Annotated in this window: 15 protein-coding genes; 4 read left to right on the top strand and 11 right to left on the bottom strand. The window is 73.2% G+C overall.

The window, feature by feature from the left end:
- Window positions 1-50: 50 nt before the first annotated feature.
- From RM609_RS16930 to RM609_RS16920, 3 genes are read left to right on the top strand one after another with little or no spacing between them, the layout of a single operon-like run.
- Window positions 51-290 carry a hypothetical protein gene (locus RM609_RS16930; RefSeq protein ID WP_311611736.1) on the top strand — a complete coding sequence of 80 codons (240 nt, stop codon included), beginning with the start codon at window positions 51-53 and terminating at the stop codon, window positions 288-290.
- On the top strand, window positions 287-868 hold the full coding sequence (locus RM609_RS16925; RefSeq protein WP_311611734.1) for an RNA polymerase sigma factor: 582 nt from the start codon (window positions 287-289) through the stop codon (window positions 866-868). The genes RM609_RS16930 and RM609_RS16925 overlap by 4 nt, the downstream gene beginning before the upstream one ends.
- Window positions 865-1,851 (top strand): hypothetical protein, encoded by a 987-nt coding sequence (locus RM609_RS16920; protein WP_311611732.1) that lies wholly within the window; start codon window positions 865-867, stop codon window positions 1,849-1,851. Before RM609_RS16925 ends, RM609_RS16920 begins: the two co-directional genes overlap by 4 nt.
- Window positions 1,852-1,898: 47 nt before the next feature.
- On the opposite strand, the gene RM609_RS16915 is transcribed toward RM609_RS16920, so the two are convergent.
- From RM609_RS16915 to RM609_RS16905, 3 genes are all read right to left on the bottom strand, one after another.
- Window positions 1,899-2,585, bottom strand: coding sequence for a DUF4232 domain-containing protein (locus RM609_RS16915; RefSeq protein ID WP_311611730.1), 687 nt, complete (start codon window positions 2,583-2,585; stop codon window positions 1,899-1,901).
- Window positions 2,586-2,767: 182 nt separating this feature from the next.
- Window positions 2,768-3,631, bottom strand: coding sequence for an alpha/beta fold hydrolase (locus RM609_RS16910; protein WP_311611729.1), 864 nt, complete (start codon window positions 3,629-3,631; stop codon window positions 2,768-2,770).
- Window positions 3,628-4,212 (bottom strand): TetR-like C-terminal domain-containing protein, encoded by a 585-nt coding sequence (locus tag RM609_RS16905; protein ID WP_311611727.1) that lies wholly within the window; start codon window positions 4,210-4,212, stop codon window positions 3,628-3,630. Before RM609_RS16905 ends, RM609_RS16910 begins: the two co-directional genes overlap by 4 nt.
- Before the next feature lie 178 nt (window positions 4,213-4,390).
- Here RM609_RS16905 and RM609_RS16900 point away from each other — a divergent pair, with 178 nt between their 5' ends.
- The gene (locus RM609_RS16900; protein WP_311611726.1) at window positions 4,391-5,926 is read left to right on the top strand and encodes an alpha/beta hydrolase; all 1,536 of its coding nucleotides are present in this window, start codon (window positions 4,391-4,393) and stop codon (window positions 5,924-5,926) included.
- 124 nt (window positions 5,927-6,050) lie between these two features.
- Here RM609_RS16900 and RM609_RS16895 read toward each other — a convergent pair whose 3' ends face one another.
- From RM609_RS16895 to RM609_RS16860, 8 genes are all read right to left on the bottom strand, one after another.
- Window positions 6,051-6,455, bottom strand: a complete 405-nt coding sequence (locus RM609_RS16895; protein ID WP_311611725.1) for a hypothetical protein — start codon at window positions 6,453-6,455, stop codon at window positions 6,051-6,053.
- A gap of 131 nt (window positions 6,456-6,586) precedes the next feature.
- A complete protein-coding gene (locus tag RM609_RS16890) occupies window positions 6,587-7,312 on the bottom strand; it encodes a TetR/AcrR family transcriptional regulator (RefSeq protein WP_311611724.1) in 726 nt (241 codons plus the stop codon).
- Window positions 7,300-8,028 (bottom strand): enoyl-CoA hydratase family protein, encoded by a 729-nt coding sequence (locus RM609_RS16885; protein ID WP_311611723.1) that lies wholly within the window; start codon window positions 8,026-8,028, stop codon window positions 7,300-7,302. The genes RM609_RS16890 and RM609_RS16885 overlap by 13 nt, the downstream gene beginning before the upstream one ends.
- An 11-nt stretch (window positions 8,029-8,039) precedes the next feature.
- On the bottom strand, window positions 8,040-9,200 hold the full coding sequence (locus RM609_RS16880) for an acyl-CoA dehydrogenase family protein (RefSeq protein ID WP_311611721.1): 1,161 nt from the start codon (window positions 9,198-9,200) through the stop codon (window positions 8,040-8,042).
- The gene (locus RM609_RS16875) at window positions 9,197-11,080 is read right to left on the bottom strand and encodes an acetyl/propionyl/methylcrotonyl-CoA carboxylase subunit alpha (RefSeq protein ID WP_311611720.1); all 1,884 of its coding nucleotides are present in this window, start codon (window positions 11,078-11,080) and stop codon (window positions 9,197-9,199) included. Before RM609_RS16875 ends, RM609_RS16880 begins: the two co-directional genes overlap by 4 nt.
- 14 nt (window positions 11,081-11,094) lie before the next feature.
- The gene (locus tag RM609_RS16870) at window positions 11,095-12,717 is read right to left on the bottom strand and encodes an acyl-CoA carboxylase subunit beta (protein ID WP_311611718.1); all 1,623 of its coding nucleotides are present in this window, start codon (window positions 12,715-12,717) and stop codon (window positions 11,095-11,097) included.
- Window positions 12,714-14,540, bottom strand: a complete 1,827-nt coding sequence (locus RM609_RS16865) for an acyclic terpene utilization AtuA family protein (protein WP_311611717.1) — start codon at window positions 14,538-14,540, stop codon at window positions 12,714-12,716. Before RM609_RS16865 ends, RM609_RS16870 begins: the two co-directional genes overlap by 4 nt.
- Window positions 14,541-14,588: 48 nt before the next feature.
- On the bottom strand, window positions 14,589-17,480 hold the full coding sequence (locus RM609_RS16860; protein ID WP_311611716.1) for an FAD-binding and (Fe-S)-binding domain-containing protein: 2,892 nt from the start codon (window positions 17,478-17,480) through the stop codon (window positions 14,589-14,591).
- Between the last annotated feature and the right edge of the window lie 18 nt (window positions 17,481-17,498).

Genomic DNA, 17,498 nt, shown 5'->3' with positions numbered 1-17,498 from the left:
CGTGACGGGCCTTCGCCGAGGCCGAGTCGCTGAGGAGGAGGTCCCCAACCATGGACACTGCCACAGCAGTTACCACCATCGTCACGCTCACCATTGCGAAGGTATGCGCTGTCGCGGGACTGTGGTTACGGCTGCGCTGGCGCCACCAACTTCTCGGCATCGCCGACGCGGTGGCCGCCGGGGGACGGGTGGAGGTCGACGAGCAGCGCGGCGACGGGCACGGGTGCGGGTACCGGCTGCGGGTGACGATCATCCGCCCCCCGTCGCAGGGGAGGGGTGAAGGCGCTTGAACGATCAGGCCTCGTCGGACGGTACCGATCAACCGGCGGTCGTCCCCGCCGCGTGGAGCGGCTCTCTGGAGGAAAGCCGTCGGGCGCGGCGTGAAGTGGACGAGGAGTTTTCCGCCTTCTACCGCCGCACCGTCCGTCCGCTCGTGGGCTTCCTGATCAATCAGGGCGCGTCGCCGGCCGTCGCGGCGGACATCGCGCAGGACACGATGACGAAGGCGTACCAGCGCTGGTCAGAGCTCCGCGACCCGCGCGCGTGGGCGCACACGGTCGCCTCGCGGGCGCTGATCCGTACGTTCGTGTCCGTCGACGAGGGCCTGGTCGACTCGGTCCCCGAACCCACGTCGCTGCTGGCCCGCCCCGACGCCATCGCGGAATGGGAGGCCCGGTACGACGCCCGTCCGATGCTGGCGAGCCTGCCGCCCCGGCAGCGGCAGGTCCTGGCCTGGACACTGGCCGGCTACACGCCGGGCGACATCGCCGACCTCCTCGGGCTGCCGGCCGAGACGGTGCGCGGCAACCTTGCCAAGGCGCGGCGGGCCGCTGTCGCCTACCTCGCGGCAAAGGAGGGGCAGCGATGACCGCTCACCGGCCCGAACCCGTCGACCAGTGGTTCGACCGGCATCAGCGCGAGCTGGCCGCCGTTCTCGACGGCGTGCTCGACGTCGAGGCCGGGCTGCGCGAGGTGCTGCTCCAGTATCGGCACGAGACGGCGGTGGACGCGCTCGGCGCCGTGCTGGACGTGGAGGGCGGGCTGGCGGCGATCGTGCCCGTTGCGGCGCCGCCCCCTCCGCCCACCAGGCCGGAGAGCGTCGTCCCGGCCGCGCCCGCATCGTGGCCGGTCGACCCGGTGACGCGTCTGACCCTGCGGGCCGATCCCCGCGTGGCGACGGCCTACGAAGCCCTCAACCACACCTACTTCCGCACGCACAAGCTCGACGCCGATCTCGCTCGCGTTCGCGAACTGCTCTCCGAGCACGTTCCTGCCACGCGTTACGAACTCGTCTCCGCCCTCCAGTACGTTCTCGACCTCACGCTCTTCTTCAGCCATGACCTCGGTCGCGACATCGACAGCGGAGATGCCCACTCGAGCGGGTCCGGGCGACGCCTGGCGCGTGCCCTCAAGCTCACCAACGACCTTGTCGCCGCTCTCGACCGGGCCATCGACTACGTCAAGCTCCCCACGGGCCAGGAAAGGGACATGGCGCTGGCTCGGGAGCTCTCAGTCGCACTCGGTCGAGGCCGTGCCCTGGTTCCTCTCCTGGTCGAGCTCCGAGCCGAAGAGCTGAAGAAGGCCATCGGCGTCGCGCTGAATACAGAGCCGCCTTCGCTCGACAGCACCGCAGTGCGTGCCTTCCTGGACGACTTCACGACGTCCGATCTGCGCGCGGCCGAGCTGGTCGGCGTCGACCTGGGTGGCGTGCGCTGGTCGGAGAGCGGAACGCGGTGGCCCGCGACGGTGGACGTCGACGACCTCAAAAACCGCTCGGAGGACAAGGGCGGCGGCATCTGGGTCGTCCGGGCCGGCACCGCCACCGTGCGCGACCTGGCCGAACTCGCGTGAGGCGGGCCCGGCGGATCACGTGACGCCTTCCCCGGAGGGCGTGCGGATCAGCCGCCCTGGCCGGCGCTTCCGATCGGGCCGACCTTCACCGGGGAACCGGTGCCGTCCGTGACGGGCAGCGTGGCGGCGCCCGGCCAGTGGAGGGTGACGGTCTTCGTCTCGTTCGGCGGGGTCACCAGCAGTGCGGTGATACGGACGCCGGAGCCACCCGTCTTGTTGACCGGGTAGTTGATGCCGAAGAACGTCGACTGCCCGTTCTTGAGGACGGTCGAGGGAGCCTGCTCACCGGTGCGCTTCGCCGACAGCGATCCCACGTTGGTCTTCAGGTCGACGCCCGCGTACCCGGAGATCGCGCAGTTGTGGCCGCCGCGGTTCTTCAGCTCCACCGCGACGGTGCCATCGGGGTCGCCGTCGATGGTGTGGTCCTTCGCCGTGATCTCCAGCTCGTCGGTGCGGCACTTGGCGACCTTGCCGTTTCCGCCGGCGCCGGCCCCGGCGGCCGTGCCCTGGCCGCCGGAGCTCTTCCCGCCGGAGCCCTTCCCGGTGGAGTCCTTCCCGCCGCCCTGATCCGAACCGCCCGCGCCCGAACCGCCGCCCGAGGAAGACGAGGAAGACGCGGAGGACGAGGAGGGCGGGTCGCTCTGTCCCGTGCCGCCGCCGTCGTTCTGGCAGGCCGTGAGCGAGAGACCCGCGGCAACGGCCAGGGCGGCGAAGGTGAGCTTGTGAACGCGCATCGTTTCTGCCTCGATATCGGTTGGGGGAGCCGGCCGCTCGGTACGAGTCGGTCCGAGTCGGTACGAGCGAGCGTTTCTGATCACCAAGATGCACCCGGTCCGGCGAACCGTTTCACCCAACCGCTTCCTAATACATGCCTGTTGCATATACGGCTGGGCGCGGCGCGGGCACCGGTCCCGCCTCAGGCCCCGCCCAGCACCCCCACCACCCGCTCCGCGAACTCCCCCGGGCGCTCGACCGCGCCCAGGTGTCCGCCCGGGAACTCCTCCAGCGGCCGCCCGACCAGCGCCGCCAGCCGGGCGACCGGCCCGTACAGGGGCACCTGGTCGCGTGACAGGCGTCCCGCCGCCGGGACGAGCTTCGCGGCAGCACTGCGCAGCGCGGTGACGTCCGGGGTGGTCGAGGAAAACGGGACCAGCATGTGGTCCAGGAAGACGGGGAGGTTGGCGTGCATGCGGGGGGCCATCTCCTGGATCTCCGGGGGGAGTTCCGTCGCGGCCCGGTCGTCGGATGACGCCCCCTCCGAGCGCTGCTCACCCACCCCCTCGGCGAAACGCGCCATCGCCGCGCCCACGCCCTCCGCGCGGAAAGCCTCGCGCACGTCCGCGAACAGGGCCCTCTGAGGCGCGGGGTCCTCCAGCAGCTCCAGCAGCGGCGGCTCGTGCGCGATGAGCCGACGTACCCGGTCCGGGTGGCGGGCCAGCAGGTCGAGGGCGACGATGGCGCCCGAGCTGCAACCCATCACCGCCGCCGGCTCGTCCGGCGACAGGTGGTCGATCAGCAGGCGCGCGTCCTCGCTCCACTCCGCGACCCGCTGGTCGCCGAGGGGGCCGTGGAGGCGGCTGCGCGACAGGGCGCGCGGGTCGAAGGAGGCCACGGCGTAACCGGCGGCGGTCAGGGGGGCGGCCATGCCCGCGTACATGCCGGCGTCCCCCGCGCCGCCCGGTATCAGCAGAAGCAGCGGGCCGCTGCCCCGCACCTCGTAGTGCAGGGTGGCGCCGGGCACCTCCAGCGTTCCGGGTATCGCCTTGTCCGTGTCCGTCACTTGTTTCCCCCCTCGTGGGTCGGCCAGGTCGTAAGGAGCAGGTGGAGGGCGTCGAGCGAGCGCGACCACGACTCCCGCACGGGGCGGGAGTGGGCGAAGCCGCCGCTCAGTTCGAGGTGGATGTAGCCGTGGAACGTGCTGCGCAGCAGTCGTCCCGCGTCCGTCAGGTCCGGCTCGGCGAGGCCGTACGCGCGCAGCATGCCGTACGTCAGCTCGACGCTGCGGAGGAGGCTGGGGGAGTCCCCGATCTCCTCCGGCGCGAGCTGCATCTGCGTGGCGGCGTAGCGGCCGGGGTGGGCCAGCGCGTAGTCGCGGTACGCGTCCGCGAAGGCGACCAGCGCGTCCTTGCCGGCGCGGCCCGCCACCGCCGTCGCGATGCGGTCGGTCATCTCCTCGGCGCCGAGCAGGGCGATCCGTACGCGCAGCTCCCGCAGGTTCCTGACGTGCGAGTACAGGCTGGCGTCCTTGACCCCGAACTGCCGGGCGAGCGCCGAGACCGAGACCTTCTCCAGGCCGTTCTCGTCCGCCATGGCCGCGGCCGCGGCCGTCAGCTTGGCGGGGGTGATTCCTGCGCGCACCACTCGGGCGCCTCCTCATTCCTAGGGCTCCTAGGAATGAGGCTAGTGGATCTAGGATCGGGTGTGCCAGTCCATTCGGCCGAGCCCGTGTGGCGAGCCCCGTCCGCCCCGCGAAGGATCCGACGTACAGGTCGTGATGCAGTCCGGTTCGGCTCGGCTCGGTTCGGTTCGGTCAGGAGACGTGGACGTGGTGGACGACGGCAGTCAGAAGAAGCAGGGCGGGTGGTGGCGGAGCAGGCCGGTCCGGCACAAGTGGTGGATCGCGGTGGGGACCTGCCTCGCCGTGGGCGCCTTCGGCGTGGGCGGGCTGCTGGCCGTCGACGCCATCCGGATCGAGGAGCCGCCCTGCGACGAGAAACCCACCGACATCACCGCCAGCGACTACATGCTGGACTTCACCGTGCCGAACGGGATGATGCCGGACTCGCAGTTCAACGGGCAGAAGGCGCAGCTGAGAGTCCACCGTGTGGGGCCGGAGTACGCGCACGGGCGGTGTTCGCAGACGCCCGCCAGGGCCGCCGTGCTGATCCACGGCCGTTCGGTGCCGGGGCGGCCGGTCTTCGACCTGAAGGGCAAGGACCAGAACAACAACAAGCTCAGCGTGCAGGATGGGCTCGCCCGGGCGGGCGTCGACACCTTCGTGCCCGACCTGCTCGGCTACGGCGAGTCCACGCGCTTCCAGTACGGCTTGGACGATCCCCACAACGCGAGCCGCCCGGCCTTCAACGCCGACGGCACCACCTGCGCCTTCCCGACGGGCTGCGACCGTACCCACAACTCCCAGATCTTCCCGCTCGACCAGCAGCGCAAAAACCTGAAGACCAACCCCCTCGCCGGCAAGATGTTCGCCCACTCCAGCGATGTGCGCTTCGCGACCATCGACACCTGGGTACGCGACATCCGCCAGGTCATCGACGACGCCATCGCGAAGGCCAAGCCGACGAACGGCAAGGTGACCCTCGTCGGGTACTCGCTCGGAGGACCCCGCGTCGGGCGGACGCTCTACGCGGCCAACCCCAACCCGCTCCTGCCCGACAGCGCGACCTGGATCGGGAAGGTCGACCGGGCCGTCTTCATGTCGTCGATCTTCGGCGGGCCGACGGAGGAGACGACACCGGCGGGAGGGTTCGTCTCCTTCCCCCTGACGCTCGGCGACCGTGCGGGGATGACCGCCATGCCCCTCGCGACCGGCCCGGGCACGAATGAGGCGAGCTGCTCGGGCCGTATCGCGCCGGGCAGCCAGGACGAGACCTGGAAGGAACTCATGAAGGGCGACGGCGCCGGGCGGGACTGGGGCGGCGACGACCCCAACCACCCCGCCGGCCTCAACCGCTCGCCCACCTTCTCCACCTACGGCTGGAACACCACCGTCGCGGGGCAGCTGACGCTGCCGACCCTGGTTCTCCACGGCTTCGGCGACGGCACCGCGCCGGTGGCGAACTCCACGGCCATCTACAACGCGCTCCCGGCGGCGACGAAGAACAAGGTGCTGGTCCAGGTCACCTGCGCAAGCCATGTGCTCATGTGGGAGGGCTGCTCAGGCGACCGCTGCAACCCCCCGAGCCCGTCGGTGGCCTACGGCCAGAAGGCCGGTACGCCATGGGCGGGGCCGCACGGCACCGTCACCTCGGCGCTCGCCGAGTGGATCACCAACGGGACCTTCAACGGGGCGTCGAGCGGGAAGTTCACGGTGGACGGGAGTGGGGTCGTCCACTAGTACTCCACTGGACCGCACGTCACGCCGGGGCCGCGTCCACGACGCGGCCCCGGCTCTCAGACGCGGCGGCCCCGCGCCCCGCCGGCTCTCAGACCCGGGGCGGCTACGAGGCGCTGCGGTCGCCTCACGGGCGCACCAGCACGATCGAGTTGATCGGCGTCAGGTTGAGGTAGAGGCCGTTCTCCGGGGCGATGTCCGTGCAGGAACCGCCGCCGTTGTAGCCGGTGCAGGCGCGCGCGTAGGCGCCGCCGTACTGGTTGTTGAGGACCCAGTGGTTGCCGTACTGGTTGTTCAGGTTGTGGGCCCCGTAGCTCTCGAAGACGAGCGACGGGCTGACGGCCGGGTTCTGGTCCTGCGGGTAGACGCAGACCGCGCCCCACGGGCAGCCGGCCCACGGGCCGTCCATCGGCCTGGCGGGAGCGGCCTCGGCCGTGCCCACCGCCATCACGGCCGCCGTGGCGGTCGCGGCCGCCACGGCCGCAGCGCGGCGGAACAGCTTGCGCTTACCAGTGGTCTCACGAAGTGCCATGCGAGATTCCCCCTTTTACGGATCCCGGTCTTACAACCCGCCGCTGCTGCGACGGGCACGGAAGCCAGTGTCCACAGGGGGTGCGGGGCGCGCCTCAGCGTTCGGCCGTGGTCGAAACGCACTGGTGGGGTTCAGCCGCTCCCGTGCTCGTGCCCGTGCTCGTGCTCGTGCCCGCGTGGGCCGAGGACGTCGTCGAGGAGGGCCGCCCAGTGGGCCACCACGCGTTCGCGGCGGGCGCTGTCGTCCGTCAGGAGGTTGGCCAGGCCGAGGCCGCGTGCCATGTCGAGGAAGCCCTGGACCGTCTCCCGTACGCCGGGGAGGCTCTCGTCCGCGCCGAGCAGCTCCACGGCCATCCGGTGCACCTCCCGTCCCATGCGTGTCTCCAGGTCCACCACCCGGGCCCGGAGCGGCTCTTCGTTCGCCGCCGCCACCCACAGTTGGAGGGCGGCGCGGAAGAGCGGGCCGGTGCAGAGGCCCACGATGCCCTCGACCACGACGTACGTACGGGCCGGGCCCACGTCCGGACCGGTCACGACCGGACGGGTGGCGGACAGCAGCCCTCGCAGTGCCGCCGAGCGCTCCTCCGCCACGTGCTCCACCGCCGCCGTGAACAGGTCCTCGCGGGTGGGGAAGTGGTGCTGGGCCGCGCCCCGCGAGACCCCCGCGCGCTCGGCGACGACCGCGACTGTCGAGCCCGCCCAGCCGTGCTCCGCCAGGCATGCGACGGCGGCCTCCAGCAGGGCGCGACGGGTGGCCCGGCTGCGGTCCTGTTTGGGGCCGACGGGGGTGGGACGGCTGGGACGGCTCGGACGGCCAGGGCGGCTGGGGTGACTGGCGCGGCTGGTCAGTGCGCCCATGCCGGATCCCGCTTCTCCAGGAACGCCGTCATGCCCTCCCGGGCCTCCGCCGAGGCGAACAGCCGCGCCGACCGCTCCGCCAGCTCCGTCGCGTCGCGGTCGAAGGCACGTAGCACCTCCGCCGTGACCAGGCGTTTCGATTCCGCCAGGCCCTGGGGGGAGGCCCGGCGGAGGCCGTACAGGATCGCGTCCGCGGTGTCCGTCGCCGCCGTGATCAGGCCGATCCTCACCGCCTCCGCCGCGTCGAAGCGCTCGCCCGTCAGGTAATAGCGGCTCGCCGCCCTCGGGTCCAGGCGGGGCAGCAGCGGCAGGGAGATCACCGCGGGTGCCAGCCCGATCCTCGACTCCGTGAACGCGAACGTCGAGGTTTCGTCCGCCACCGCGATGTCGCACGCCCCCACGAGCCCCAGGCCCCCCGCCCGTACATGCCCGCGCACCACCGCCACCACCGGCTTGGGCAGTTCCACGACCGTGCGGAACAGGGCGACGAGCGCCTCCGGGCCCGTCGGGGCCGGCTGCTCGCCGAGGTCGGCGCCCGAGCAGAACGTGCCGCCCGTGTGGGTGAGCACCACCGCCCGGGTGCTCGCGTCGTCCGCCGCCCTCGCCAGCCCCTCACGTAACTCGCCCACCAGCCGGGTGGAGAGGGCGTTGCGGTTGTGCGGCGAGTCCAGGGTCAGGGTGGTGACGCCCCGCTCGTACGCGCTGCGGACAAACATGAGAGCTCCATTCAGTAGGACTTGGGCAGGCCCAGCGTCCGGTGCGAGACGTAGTTCAGGATCATCTCGCGGCTCACCGGCGCCACCCTCGCCACCCGCGCCGCCGTGATCAACGAGGCCAGCCCGAACTCCGAGCTGAGGCCGTTGCCGCCCAGCGTGTGCACCGCCTGGTCGACGGCCCGGACCGCCGCCTCGGCGGCCGCGTACTTCGCCATGTTGGCCGCCTCGCCCGCGCCTTCGTCGTCCCCGGCGTCGTAGAGGTGCGCTGCCTTGTACATCATCAGCCGCGCCAGCTCGATCTCGATGTGGGATCGCGCGAGCGGGTGGGCGATGGCCTGGTGGGCGCCGATCGGTTCGTCCCACACCCGGCGGTCGCGGGCGTACTCGACGGCCCGTGCGATCGCGTACCGGCCCATCCCGATCGCGAACGCCGCCGTCATGACGCGCTCCGGGTTGAGCCCGGCGAAGAGCTGGAGCAGGCCCGCGTCCTCGTCGCCGACGAGCGCGTCCGCCGGCAGCCGGACCTCGTCGAGGACGAGCTCGAACTGCTTCTCCGGCGAGGCGATGTCCATGGGGATCGGGCGACGGGTGAAGCCGGGCGCGTCGCGGTCGACGATGAACAGGCAGGGCTTGAGCCGGCCGGTTCGCGCGTCCTCCGTCCGCCCGACGATCAACGTCGCGTCGGCGATGTCCACACCGGAGATGAAGACCTTCCGGCCGGTGAGGACCCAGTCGCCGCCGTCGCGGCGGGCGGTGGTGGTCAGCCGGTGGGAGTTGGAACCGGCGTCCGGCTCGGTGATCCCGAAGGCCATCCTCGTCGTCCCGGCCGCGAGCCCCGGCAGCCAGGCGCGCTTCTGCGCGTCCGTGCCGAAGCGGGAGATCACGGTGCCGCAGATGGCGGGGGAGACGACCAGCAGGAGCAGCGGACAGCCCGCGGCGCCCAGCTCCTCCAGCACGACGGCGAGTTCGGCGATCCCGCCGCCCCCGCCGCCGTACTCCTCCGGGAGGCTGACCCCGAGGTAGCCGAGCTTGCCGGCCTCCGCCCACAGCTCGTCGGCGTGTTTGCCGTCGCGTATGGACGCGGCGAAGTACGCCCGGCCGTAGCGGGCGCCGAGGGCCGCCACGGCGGTGCGGAGGGCGCGTTGTTCGGGGGACTCGATGAGGGTGCTCATGGGGTTGCCTCCGTCTCGGTCGTCCTGGTGACCACGGCCAGCGTTTCTCCCGTCTCCACCTGCCTGCCCGGCGTCGCGTGCAGCGCGGTCAGCGTGCCGTCGACGGGGGCCGTCACGCGGTGCTCCATCTTCATCGCCTCCAGCCACAACAGCGGTTGTCCCGCTTTCACGGGCTCGCCGACCGCGATTCCGTCCGCCACACGCACGACCGTGCCGGGCATGGGAGCGAGCAGCGAACCGGGCTCGGCCGCGCGGGCGGCGGGGTCCGGGAAACGGGGGAGGGCGGTGAGGGTGTACGTGTCCACATGGACCCGGGCGTCGTACGCGGTCACCTCGAAGGTGTGGGTGACGCCGCCGGCCTCCAGGGCGACCCGGTCCGGCGCGGCCGACACCACGCGGACGCCCGGGAAGCCCTCCGGGACGAGGCCGTCACGGGTGCGGCGGTAGCGGATCTCGTACTCCGCGCCGTCGGGCTCGGAACGGTAGCGCTTGACCTGCGGCTGCGAGGGAACGTTCCGCCACGCGCCGGGGGCGTGGGGGACGGCCAGGGCCGCCGCCAGGGCGGCGAACCGCGCGTCGCGGGGGCGCGTCAGCTCCGCGAAGTGGCGTTCGAGGAAGCCGGTGTCCGGCGCGCCCGCCATGAACTCCGGGTGCCGGAGGGTTCGTACGAGCAGGTCGCGGTTGGTGTGCGGGCCGTGGACGGCGGCGTGTTCGAGGGCGTGGGCGAGCTTGCGGATCGCTTCGCGGCGGGTGGGGGCCCATGCGATCGCCTTGGCCAGAAGGGGGTCGTAATGCGGGGGGACGGTGTCGCCGTCGGTGTAGCCGGTGTCCAGGCGTACGGAACCCCCGGTCCTCAAACGCCGGACGGGCTGATCCATGCCCCCCTCCGCTGTCAGGCGCGCCTCCACCGCGTGGCCGTACGGCTCAGGCGCTGCCGCCCCCAGCGCCTCCCCCTCCGCCACCCTGATCTGGAGGGCGACCAGGTCCACCCCGTACACCGCCTCCGTCACCGGATGCTCGACCTGGAGCCGCGTGTTCATCTCCAGGAAGTACGGCCCCCGCCCGTCCCCCGGCAGCAGGAACTCCACCGTCCCCGCGCCCACGTACCCGATCGCCCGCGCCGCCGCCTCCGCGGCCGAGGTCAGCGCGGCGCGCACCGCCTCCGGCAGGTCCGGGGCCGGGGCCTCCTCGACGACCTTCTGGTGGCGGCGCTGGAGGGAGCAGTCGCGCGTGCCCAGCGTCCATACGGTGCCGTGCGTGTCGGCGAGGATCTGCACCTCCACATGGCGCGCGCCCTCCACATACGGTTCGACGAAGACCTCGCCGTCACCGAAGGCGGCCATCGCCTCCGCCCGCGCCGACCTCAACTCCTCCTCCAGCACGGCGAGATCCCGCACCACCCGCATCCCGCGCCCGCCGCCGCCCGCCGCCGCCTTGATCAGCACGGGGAGGCCTGAAGGGGCCAGCGCCGCCGGGTCCAGCGGGGCGAGGAGCGGCACCCCGGCCGCCGCCATGATCTGTTTGGCGCGGGTCTTGGAGGCCATGGCCTCGATGGCCTCCGCCGGAGGGCCGATCCACACCAGTCCCGCGTCCGTGACGGCCCGCGCGAAGCCGGCGTTCTCGGAGAGGAAGCCGTACCCCGGGTGCACGGCGTCCGCGCCGCCCGCCAGCGCGGCCCGTATGACGAGGTCGCCCCGGAGGTACGTCTCCGCCGCCGTGGTGCCCGGCAGGCGGACGGCCGTGTCGGCCGAGCGCACGTGGAGGGCGCCGGCGTCCGGGTCCGCGTGGACGGCGACCGTGGCGATGCCCGCCTCCCGGCACGTACGGAAGATCCGGCAGGCGATCTCGCCGCGGTTGGCCACCAGGATTGACTCGATCACTCGGACCTCACACCTCACATCCGGAAGACGCCGAAGCCGCCCCGCGCGCCCTCCACCGGGGCGCCGTGCGCGGCCGACAGACAGATGCCCAGCACGGTCCGCGTGTCGCGCGGGTCGATGACGCCGTCGTCGTACAGCCGCCCGGAGAGGAACAGCGGCAGCGACTCCGCCTCGATCCGCTCCTCCACCATCGCGCGCAGCGCCGCGTCAGCGTCCTCGTCGTACGGCGTCCCCTTCGCCGCCGCCGACGCGCGGGCGACGATCGACAGGACGCCCGCGAGCTGCTGCGGCCCCATGACGGCGGACTTCGCGCTCGGCCAGGCGAAGAGGAAGCGCGGGTCGTAGGCCCGGCCGCACATCCCGTAGTGCCCGGCGCCGTAGGAGGCGCCCATGAGGACGGACAGGTGCGGGACCCGGGAGTTGGACACCGCGTTGATCATCATCGCGCCGTGCTTGATGATGCCGCCCTGCTCGTAGGCGCGGCCGACCATGTAGCCCGTGGTGTTGTGGAGGAAGATCAGCGGGGTGTCGCGCTGGTTGGCGAGCTGGATGAACTGCGCGGCCTTCTGCGACTCCGCGCTGAAGAGCACGCCCTGCGCGTTGGCGAGGACGCCGACGGGCCATCCGTGCAGCCGGGCCCAGCCGGTCACCAGGCTCGGCCCGTAGAGCGGTTTGAACTCGTCGAAGTCCGAGCCGTCCACGATCCGCGCGATGACCTCGCGCGGATCGAACGGGACCTTGAGGTCGTCCGGTACGACGCCCAGCAGCTCCTCCTCGTCGTAGAGCGGGGGCAGCGGGGGCAGCGGCGGTACGACGGACGAGGGCGGCGGACCGGGGTGGGCCTTGCGGTGGTTGAGGCGGGCGACGATCCGGCGGGCCTGGCGCAGCGCGTCCCGCTCGTCCACGGCGAAGTGGTCCGCGAGCCCCGACGTCCGGGCGTGCATCGCGGCGCCGCCCAGCGACTCGTCGTCGCTCTCCTCGCCCGTGGCCATCCGCACCAGCGGAGGGCCGCCCAGGAAGACCTTGGCCCGCTCCTTCACCATGATCACGTGGTCGGACATCCCGGGGACGTACGCGCCGCCCGCCGTCGAATTGCCGAGGACGACGGCGATCGTGGGGATTCCGGCGGCCGACAGCCGGGTCAGGTCGCGGAAGAGCGCGCCGCCCGGGATGAAGATCTCCTTCTGGCTGGGGAGATCCGCGCCGCCCGACTCCACCAGCGAGATCACCGGCAGCCGGTTGGCGCGGGCGATCTCGTTGGCCCGCAGCGCCTTCTTCAGCGTCCAGGGGTTGCTCGCCCCGCCGCGTACGGTCGGGTCGTTGGCGGTGATCAGGCACTCCACGCCCTCGACCACGCCGATGCCCGTGACGATCGACGCGCCGACGGTGTAATCGCTGCCCCAGCCCGCGAGCGGCGACAGCTCCAGGAACGGGGTGTCGGGGTCGAGCAGCAGCTCGACGCGCTCGCGGGCGAGGAGCTTGCCGCGGGCGCGGTGCCGGGCGGTGTACTTCTCCCCGCCGCCCTCGACGGCCTTGGCGTGCTCGGCCTCGACCTCGGCGAGCCTGGCCAGCATGGCGGCGCGGTTGGCGGCGTGGTCGGGGGAGGCGGGGTCGAGGGCGGAGGGCAGGACGGTCACAGGACGTCCTCCCGCAACTCACTCAGCTCCCGCGTCTCCCGCAACTCGCTTAGCTCCCGCGTCTCCCGTAACTCCCGTAGCAGCGCCTCCGGCAGGTCCACGTGCCGGGAGCGCAGCCACTCGCCCACCGCCTTCGCCTGCGGGTCGAAGCGGGCCTGGGAGGCGACGCCCTCGCCCAGCAGGCCGTGCACGACGAAGTTCAGCGCCCGGAGGTTGGGCAGAACGTGCCGCTCCACGACGAACCCTGCCGTCTCCGGCAGCAGTTGTCGCAGCCGCGGCACGGTCAGCTCGTGCGCGAGCCAGCGCCACGCACCCTCGCCGCGCGCCCACACGCCGATATTCGCGCTGCCTCCCTTGTCACCGCTGCGCGCCCCCGCGATCAGCCCCAGGGGCGCCCGGCGCGTGGGCCCGGCGGGCAGCGGGTCGGGCAGCAGCACCGCCGGCCGGCCCATGGCCGCGCCCCGGCCGCCGGTCCGGGCCGGCGGCGGCAGGACCGGCACCCGGGTGCCGTCCGGCAGCCCGGCCACGTGCCGGACCGCCTCCGGGGCCACGTACGCCGCTTCGAAGACCCCGTACGGCGTGCCCTTGCCGGGCGGCGCGGCGATGTGGAAGCCGGGGTAGCTGGCCAGGGCCAGCTCTACGCACGCCGCTTGGACGGCCCGGCCCACCTCGGGGTCGCGGTCGCGCACCACCAGCCGCAGCAGCGCGCTCGCCTCCTCCTGGACGGGCGCGTCGGCCCGGTCCGTACGGGCGAGGGTCCAGCGGACCTCGGCGGGGTGGCGGGCGGCGAGGACACCGTCGAGCTGGGCGCGGACGAGCCGGGCCTTGGCCTCGACGTCCAGGCCGGTCAGCACGAAGGTGACCTCGTAGCGGTGGCCCCCGGCCCGGGTGACGCCCACCTTCAGCGTGGGCGGCGGGTACTCGCCGCGCACCCCGTCGACGCGCACCCGGTCCGGGCCGTCGGCGGTGAGCCGGACGGTGTCCAGCCGGGCGGTCACCTCGGGGCCGGGGTAGCGGGCGCCCGCCGTCTCGTACAGCAGCTGCGCGGTGACCGTGCCGACGGTCACCGCGCCGCCCGTGCCCGGATGCTTGGTGATCACCGCGGAGCCGTCGGCGTGGATCTCGGCCAGCGGGAAGCCGGGGCGGAGGGGGTCGTGCTCGCCGAGGACGTCCTGGAAGAAGGAGTAGTTGCCGCCCGTCGCCTGCGTCCCGCACTCCAATATGTGCCCGGCGACGACCGCGCCCGCGAGCGGGTCCAGGTCGGCGTCGGTCCAGCCGAAGTGGGCCATCGCCGGGCCGGTGACCAGCGCCGCGTCCGTCACCCGGCCGGTCACGACGATGTCCGCGCCCGCCCGCAGGCACTCGGCGATGCCCGCGCCGCCGAGGTAGGCGTTGGCGGTGAGGGCGCCCTTGGCCCAGGGCGCGTCCGCGAGGCCCTCGGGGAGCCCGTCCGTCAGGAGGTCGTCACCGGTGACGTAGCCGACCCGCGCCGGCACGCCGACGCGGTCGGCGAGCTCCGCGATCCGCTCGGCGAGCCCGGCGGGGTTGAGGCCGCCCGCGTTGGCGACGAGTTTCACGCCGTGGTCGGCGGCCAGCCCCAGGCCCTCCTCCAACTGGCCGAGGAAGGTGCGCGCGTAGCCGGCGCCGGGGTCCTTCAGCCGGTCCCTGCCGAGGATCAGCATGGTCAGCTCGGAGAGATAGTCGCCGGTCAGGACGTCCAAGGGGCCGCCGGTGAGCATCTCGCGCAGGGCGTCGAAACGGTCGCCGTAGAAGCCGGAGGCGTTGCCGACACGCAGCACCGGGACGGAAGCGGGTTCGGGCATGGCACCGGAGGGTGACAGCGGGCCCGGAAACAAGCAAGCGCGCTTGCATCATTTTCGGCCGGGTGAGGAGGGCGAGGAGGGGAGGTGGCGGGCCAGCACCTCGGCCAGGTGGAGGCTTTCGGTGTCGGCGAGTTGACGAATCTGTGTACGGCAGGAAAACCCGTCCGCGAGGACGTACGCCCCCTCGGGCGTGCGCCGCAGGGCGGGGAGCAGCTGCTCCTCGGCGCAGGCGACGGACACGTCGTAGCGGCCGCGAGTGAAGCCGAAGTCACCGGCGAGGCCACAGCATCCGCCGGTCAAGTCGCCGGTGAGCGCGGCGCGTTGCCGAATTCGCCGCTCCGCCTCGTCGCCGAGCACGGCGTGCTGGTGGCAGTGCGTCTGCCCGGCGACGGGCCGGTCGACGCGGGGCGGCTCCCAGTGCGGGGCGCGCTCTTCGAGGACCTGTGCGAAGGTCCGTACGGACGCGGCGAGGCGCGCGGCGCGCGGATCGTCCGGAAGCAGCTCCGGGAGGTCGGTGCGGAGGGCGGCGGCGCAGCTCGGTTCGAGGACGACGACGGGCGCGTCAGGGATGACGGTGTCCAGGGTGCGGCGCATGGCGGCGCGGGCGCGGTCCAGTTGGCCGGTGCTCAGCCAGGTCAGGCCGCAGCAGGGCCGTCGTCCGGCCGCCGGGACGGCCACGTGCAGCCCGGCGTCCTCCAGTACGGCTACGGCGGCGCGGCCCACGCCGGGGGAGAGGTGGTCGGTGAAGGTGTCGGGGAAAAGGATCACGCGGTTCGCGGCGTCGGGAGAGGCGTGTCCCTTGAGATCAGTGCTGTCTCGCCGCTCCCGCGCCCGCCACCACCGGGTGAACGGCTCCGCGGCCAGCCGTGGGATGTCGCGCTCCGGGGCGATGCCGCCCAGCCGTTTGGCGGCCGCCGCCAGTGGCCGCAGCCGCGCCAGGCCGTTGAGCACGGGCGCGGCCCGTACGGCGGCGGTCGCGCGCAGCCAGACCGGCAGCCACCCGAGCGCGTAGTGGGCAGCCGGCCGCCGCCGGCCTGCGTAGTGGTGGTGGAGGAACTCGGCCTTGTACGTGGCCATGTCCACGCCCACCGGGCAGTCGCTGCGGCAGCCCTTGCAGCCGAGGCACAGGTCGAGGGCCTCGCGCACCTCCTCCGAGCGCCAGCCGTCCGTGACGACCTCGCCCGCCAGCATCTCGTGCAGCAGCCGGGCCCGGCCCCGGGTGGAGTGCCGCTCGTCGCGGGTGACCCGGTAGGAGGGGCACATCACACCCGTACCGGCCGTCGTCTCCCGGCACTTGGCCACTCCGACGCAGCGCCGGACCGCCGCCGTGAAGTCCCCGCCGTCCTCCCGGTAGCCGAACTCCACGGGGACCGGCCCCTTGGGCAGCACCTCGAAGCGGAGGTTCCGGTCCAGCGGGTAGGGGCGGACGACCATGCCGGGGTTGAGGCCGCCCGCGGGGTCCCACAGGTCCTTGAAGCGCTCGAAGAGCCGGACGGCCTCCGTCCCGTACATCCGGGGGAGCAGCTCCGCCCGGGCCTGGCCGTCGCCGTGCTCGCCCGAGAGCGAGCCGCCGTGCGCGACGACCAGGTCGGCCATGTCGTGGGAGAAGTCGCGGTAGCGGCGCACTCCCGCCGGGGTCAGCAGGTCGACGTCGATACGGACGTGCACACAGCCCTCGCCGAAGTGCCCGAAGGGCGCCCCGCGCAGCCCGTGGCGGCCCAGCAGCGCCCGGAACTCCCGCAGGTACGAGCCGAGCCGCTGCGGCGGAACGGCGCAGTCCTCCCAGCCCGGCCAGGCCTCGCCGCCGTCGGGCAGCCGGGTCGCGGTGCCGGCCGCGTCCTCCCGCAGCCGCCACAGGGCGCGCCGGTCGGCGGGGACGGTCAGCACGGCGTGCCCGCTCGTGCCGTCGGCGGCGGCGCGGCGGAGCTCCTCCGCCCGGGCCGCCGCCTCGCCGGGCGTGGCGCCGCCGGTCTCGACGAAGAGCCAGGCCGTGCCCTTCGGCAGCGCGTCCCGGTCCGGGCCCGGGACCAGGTCGGCCGCCATGCCCTCGACGGTGAGGGGCTTGTACGGCAGCAGCGTGGGCGCCGCGTCGGCGGCCGCGCCCTCGTCGGGGTAGCCGAGCACCACCAGCGCGCGGGCGGCGGGGGCGTCGACGAGCCGGACGGTCGCCTCGGTGATCAGCCCGAGGGTGCCCTCGGTGCCGGTGAAGGCCCGGACGAGGTCCGTGCCGCGCTCGGGCAGCAGGGCGTCGAGGGCGTAACCGGAGATGCGGCGGGGGAGGGAGGGGGCGGGGAAGCCGGTACGGAGGAGGGCCAAGTGGCCGTCCACGAGGGTGCGTACGCCGTCGGCGAGGCGGGCGGGGAGCCCGTCGAGTCCGCTGCCTTTGCCGATGTGCGCGTGCTCGCCGCCGTAGGTCAGCACGTCCAGGGCGAGGACGTTGTCGGCCGTGGTGCCCCAGGCCACCGAGTGGGCGCCGCAGGCGTTGTTGCCGATCATCCCGCCGAGGGTGCACCGGCCGTGCGTCGACGGGTCCGGGCCGAAGGTCAGCCCGTACGCGCCGGCCGCCGCCCGGAGCGTGTCGAGGACGACGCCGGGCCGGACGACGGCGGTGCGCGCCTCGGGGTCGATCCGTACGACCTCGGTCATGTACCGGGTGAAGTCGAGGACGACGCCCTCGCCGGTCGCCTGCCCGGCGATCGACGTCCCGCCGCCGCGCGCCACCACCGGCACCCCGTGCTCGCGGCAGACGGCGAGGGCGGCGGCGACGTCGTCGGCGTCCCGGGGCGCGACGGTCCCCAGCGGCACGCGGCGGTAGTTGGAGGCGTCCATGGTCGCGAGGGCGCGGGCGGAGGCGCTGAAGTCGACGTCTCCGCGCACGGATGCGCGGAGGGAGGAGCAAAGCTTGTTTCCGGAACTGCCGTGGCTGCTGTGATCGCCCATACGGTCACCCTTCCCCTG

It is taken from the genome of Streptomyces hesseae, assembly GCF_031845785.1.
Taxonomy (GTDB): domain Bacteria; phylum Actinomycetota; class Actinomycetes; order Streptomycetales; family Streptomycetaceae; genus Streptomyces; species Streptomyces hesseae.
This window is presented reverse-complemented; position numbering and strand designations above follow the sequence as displayed.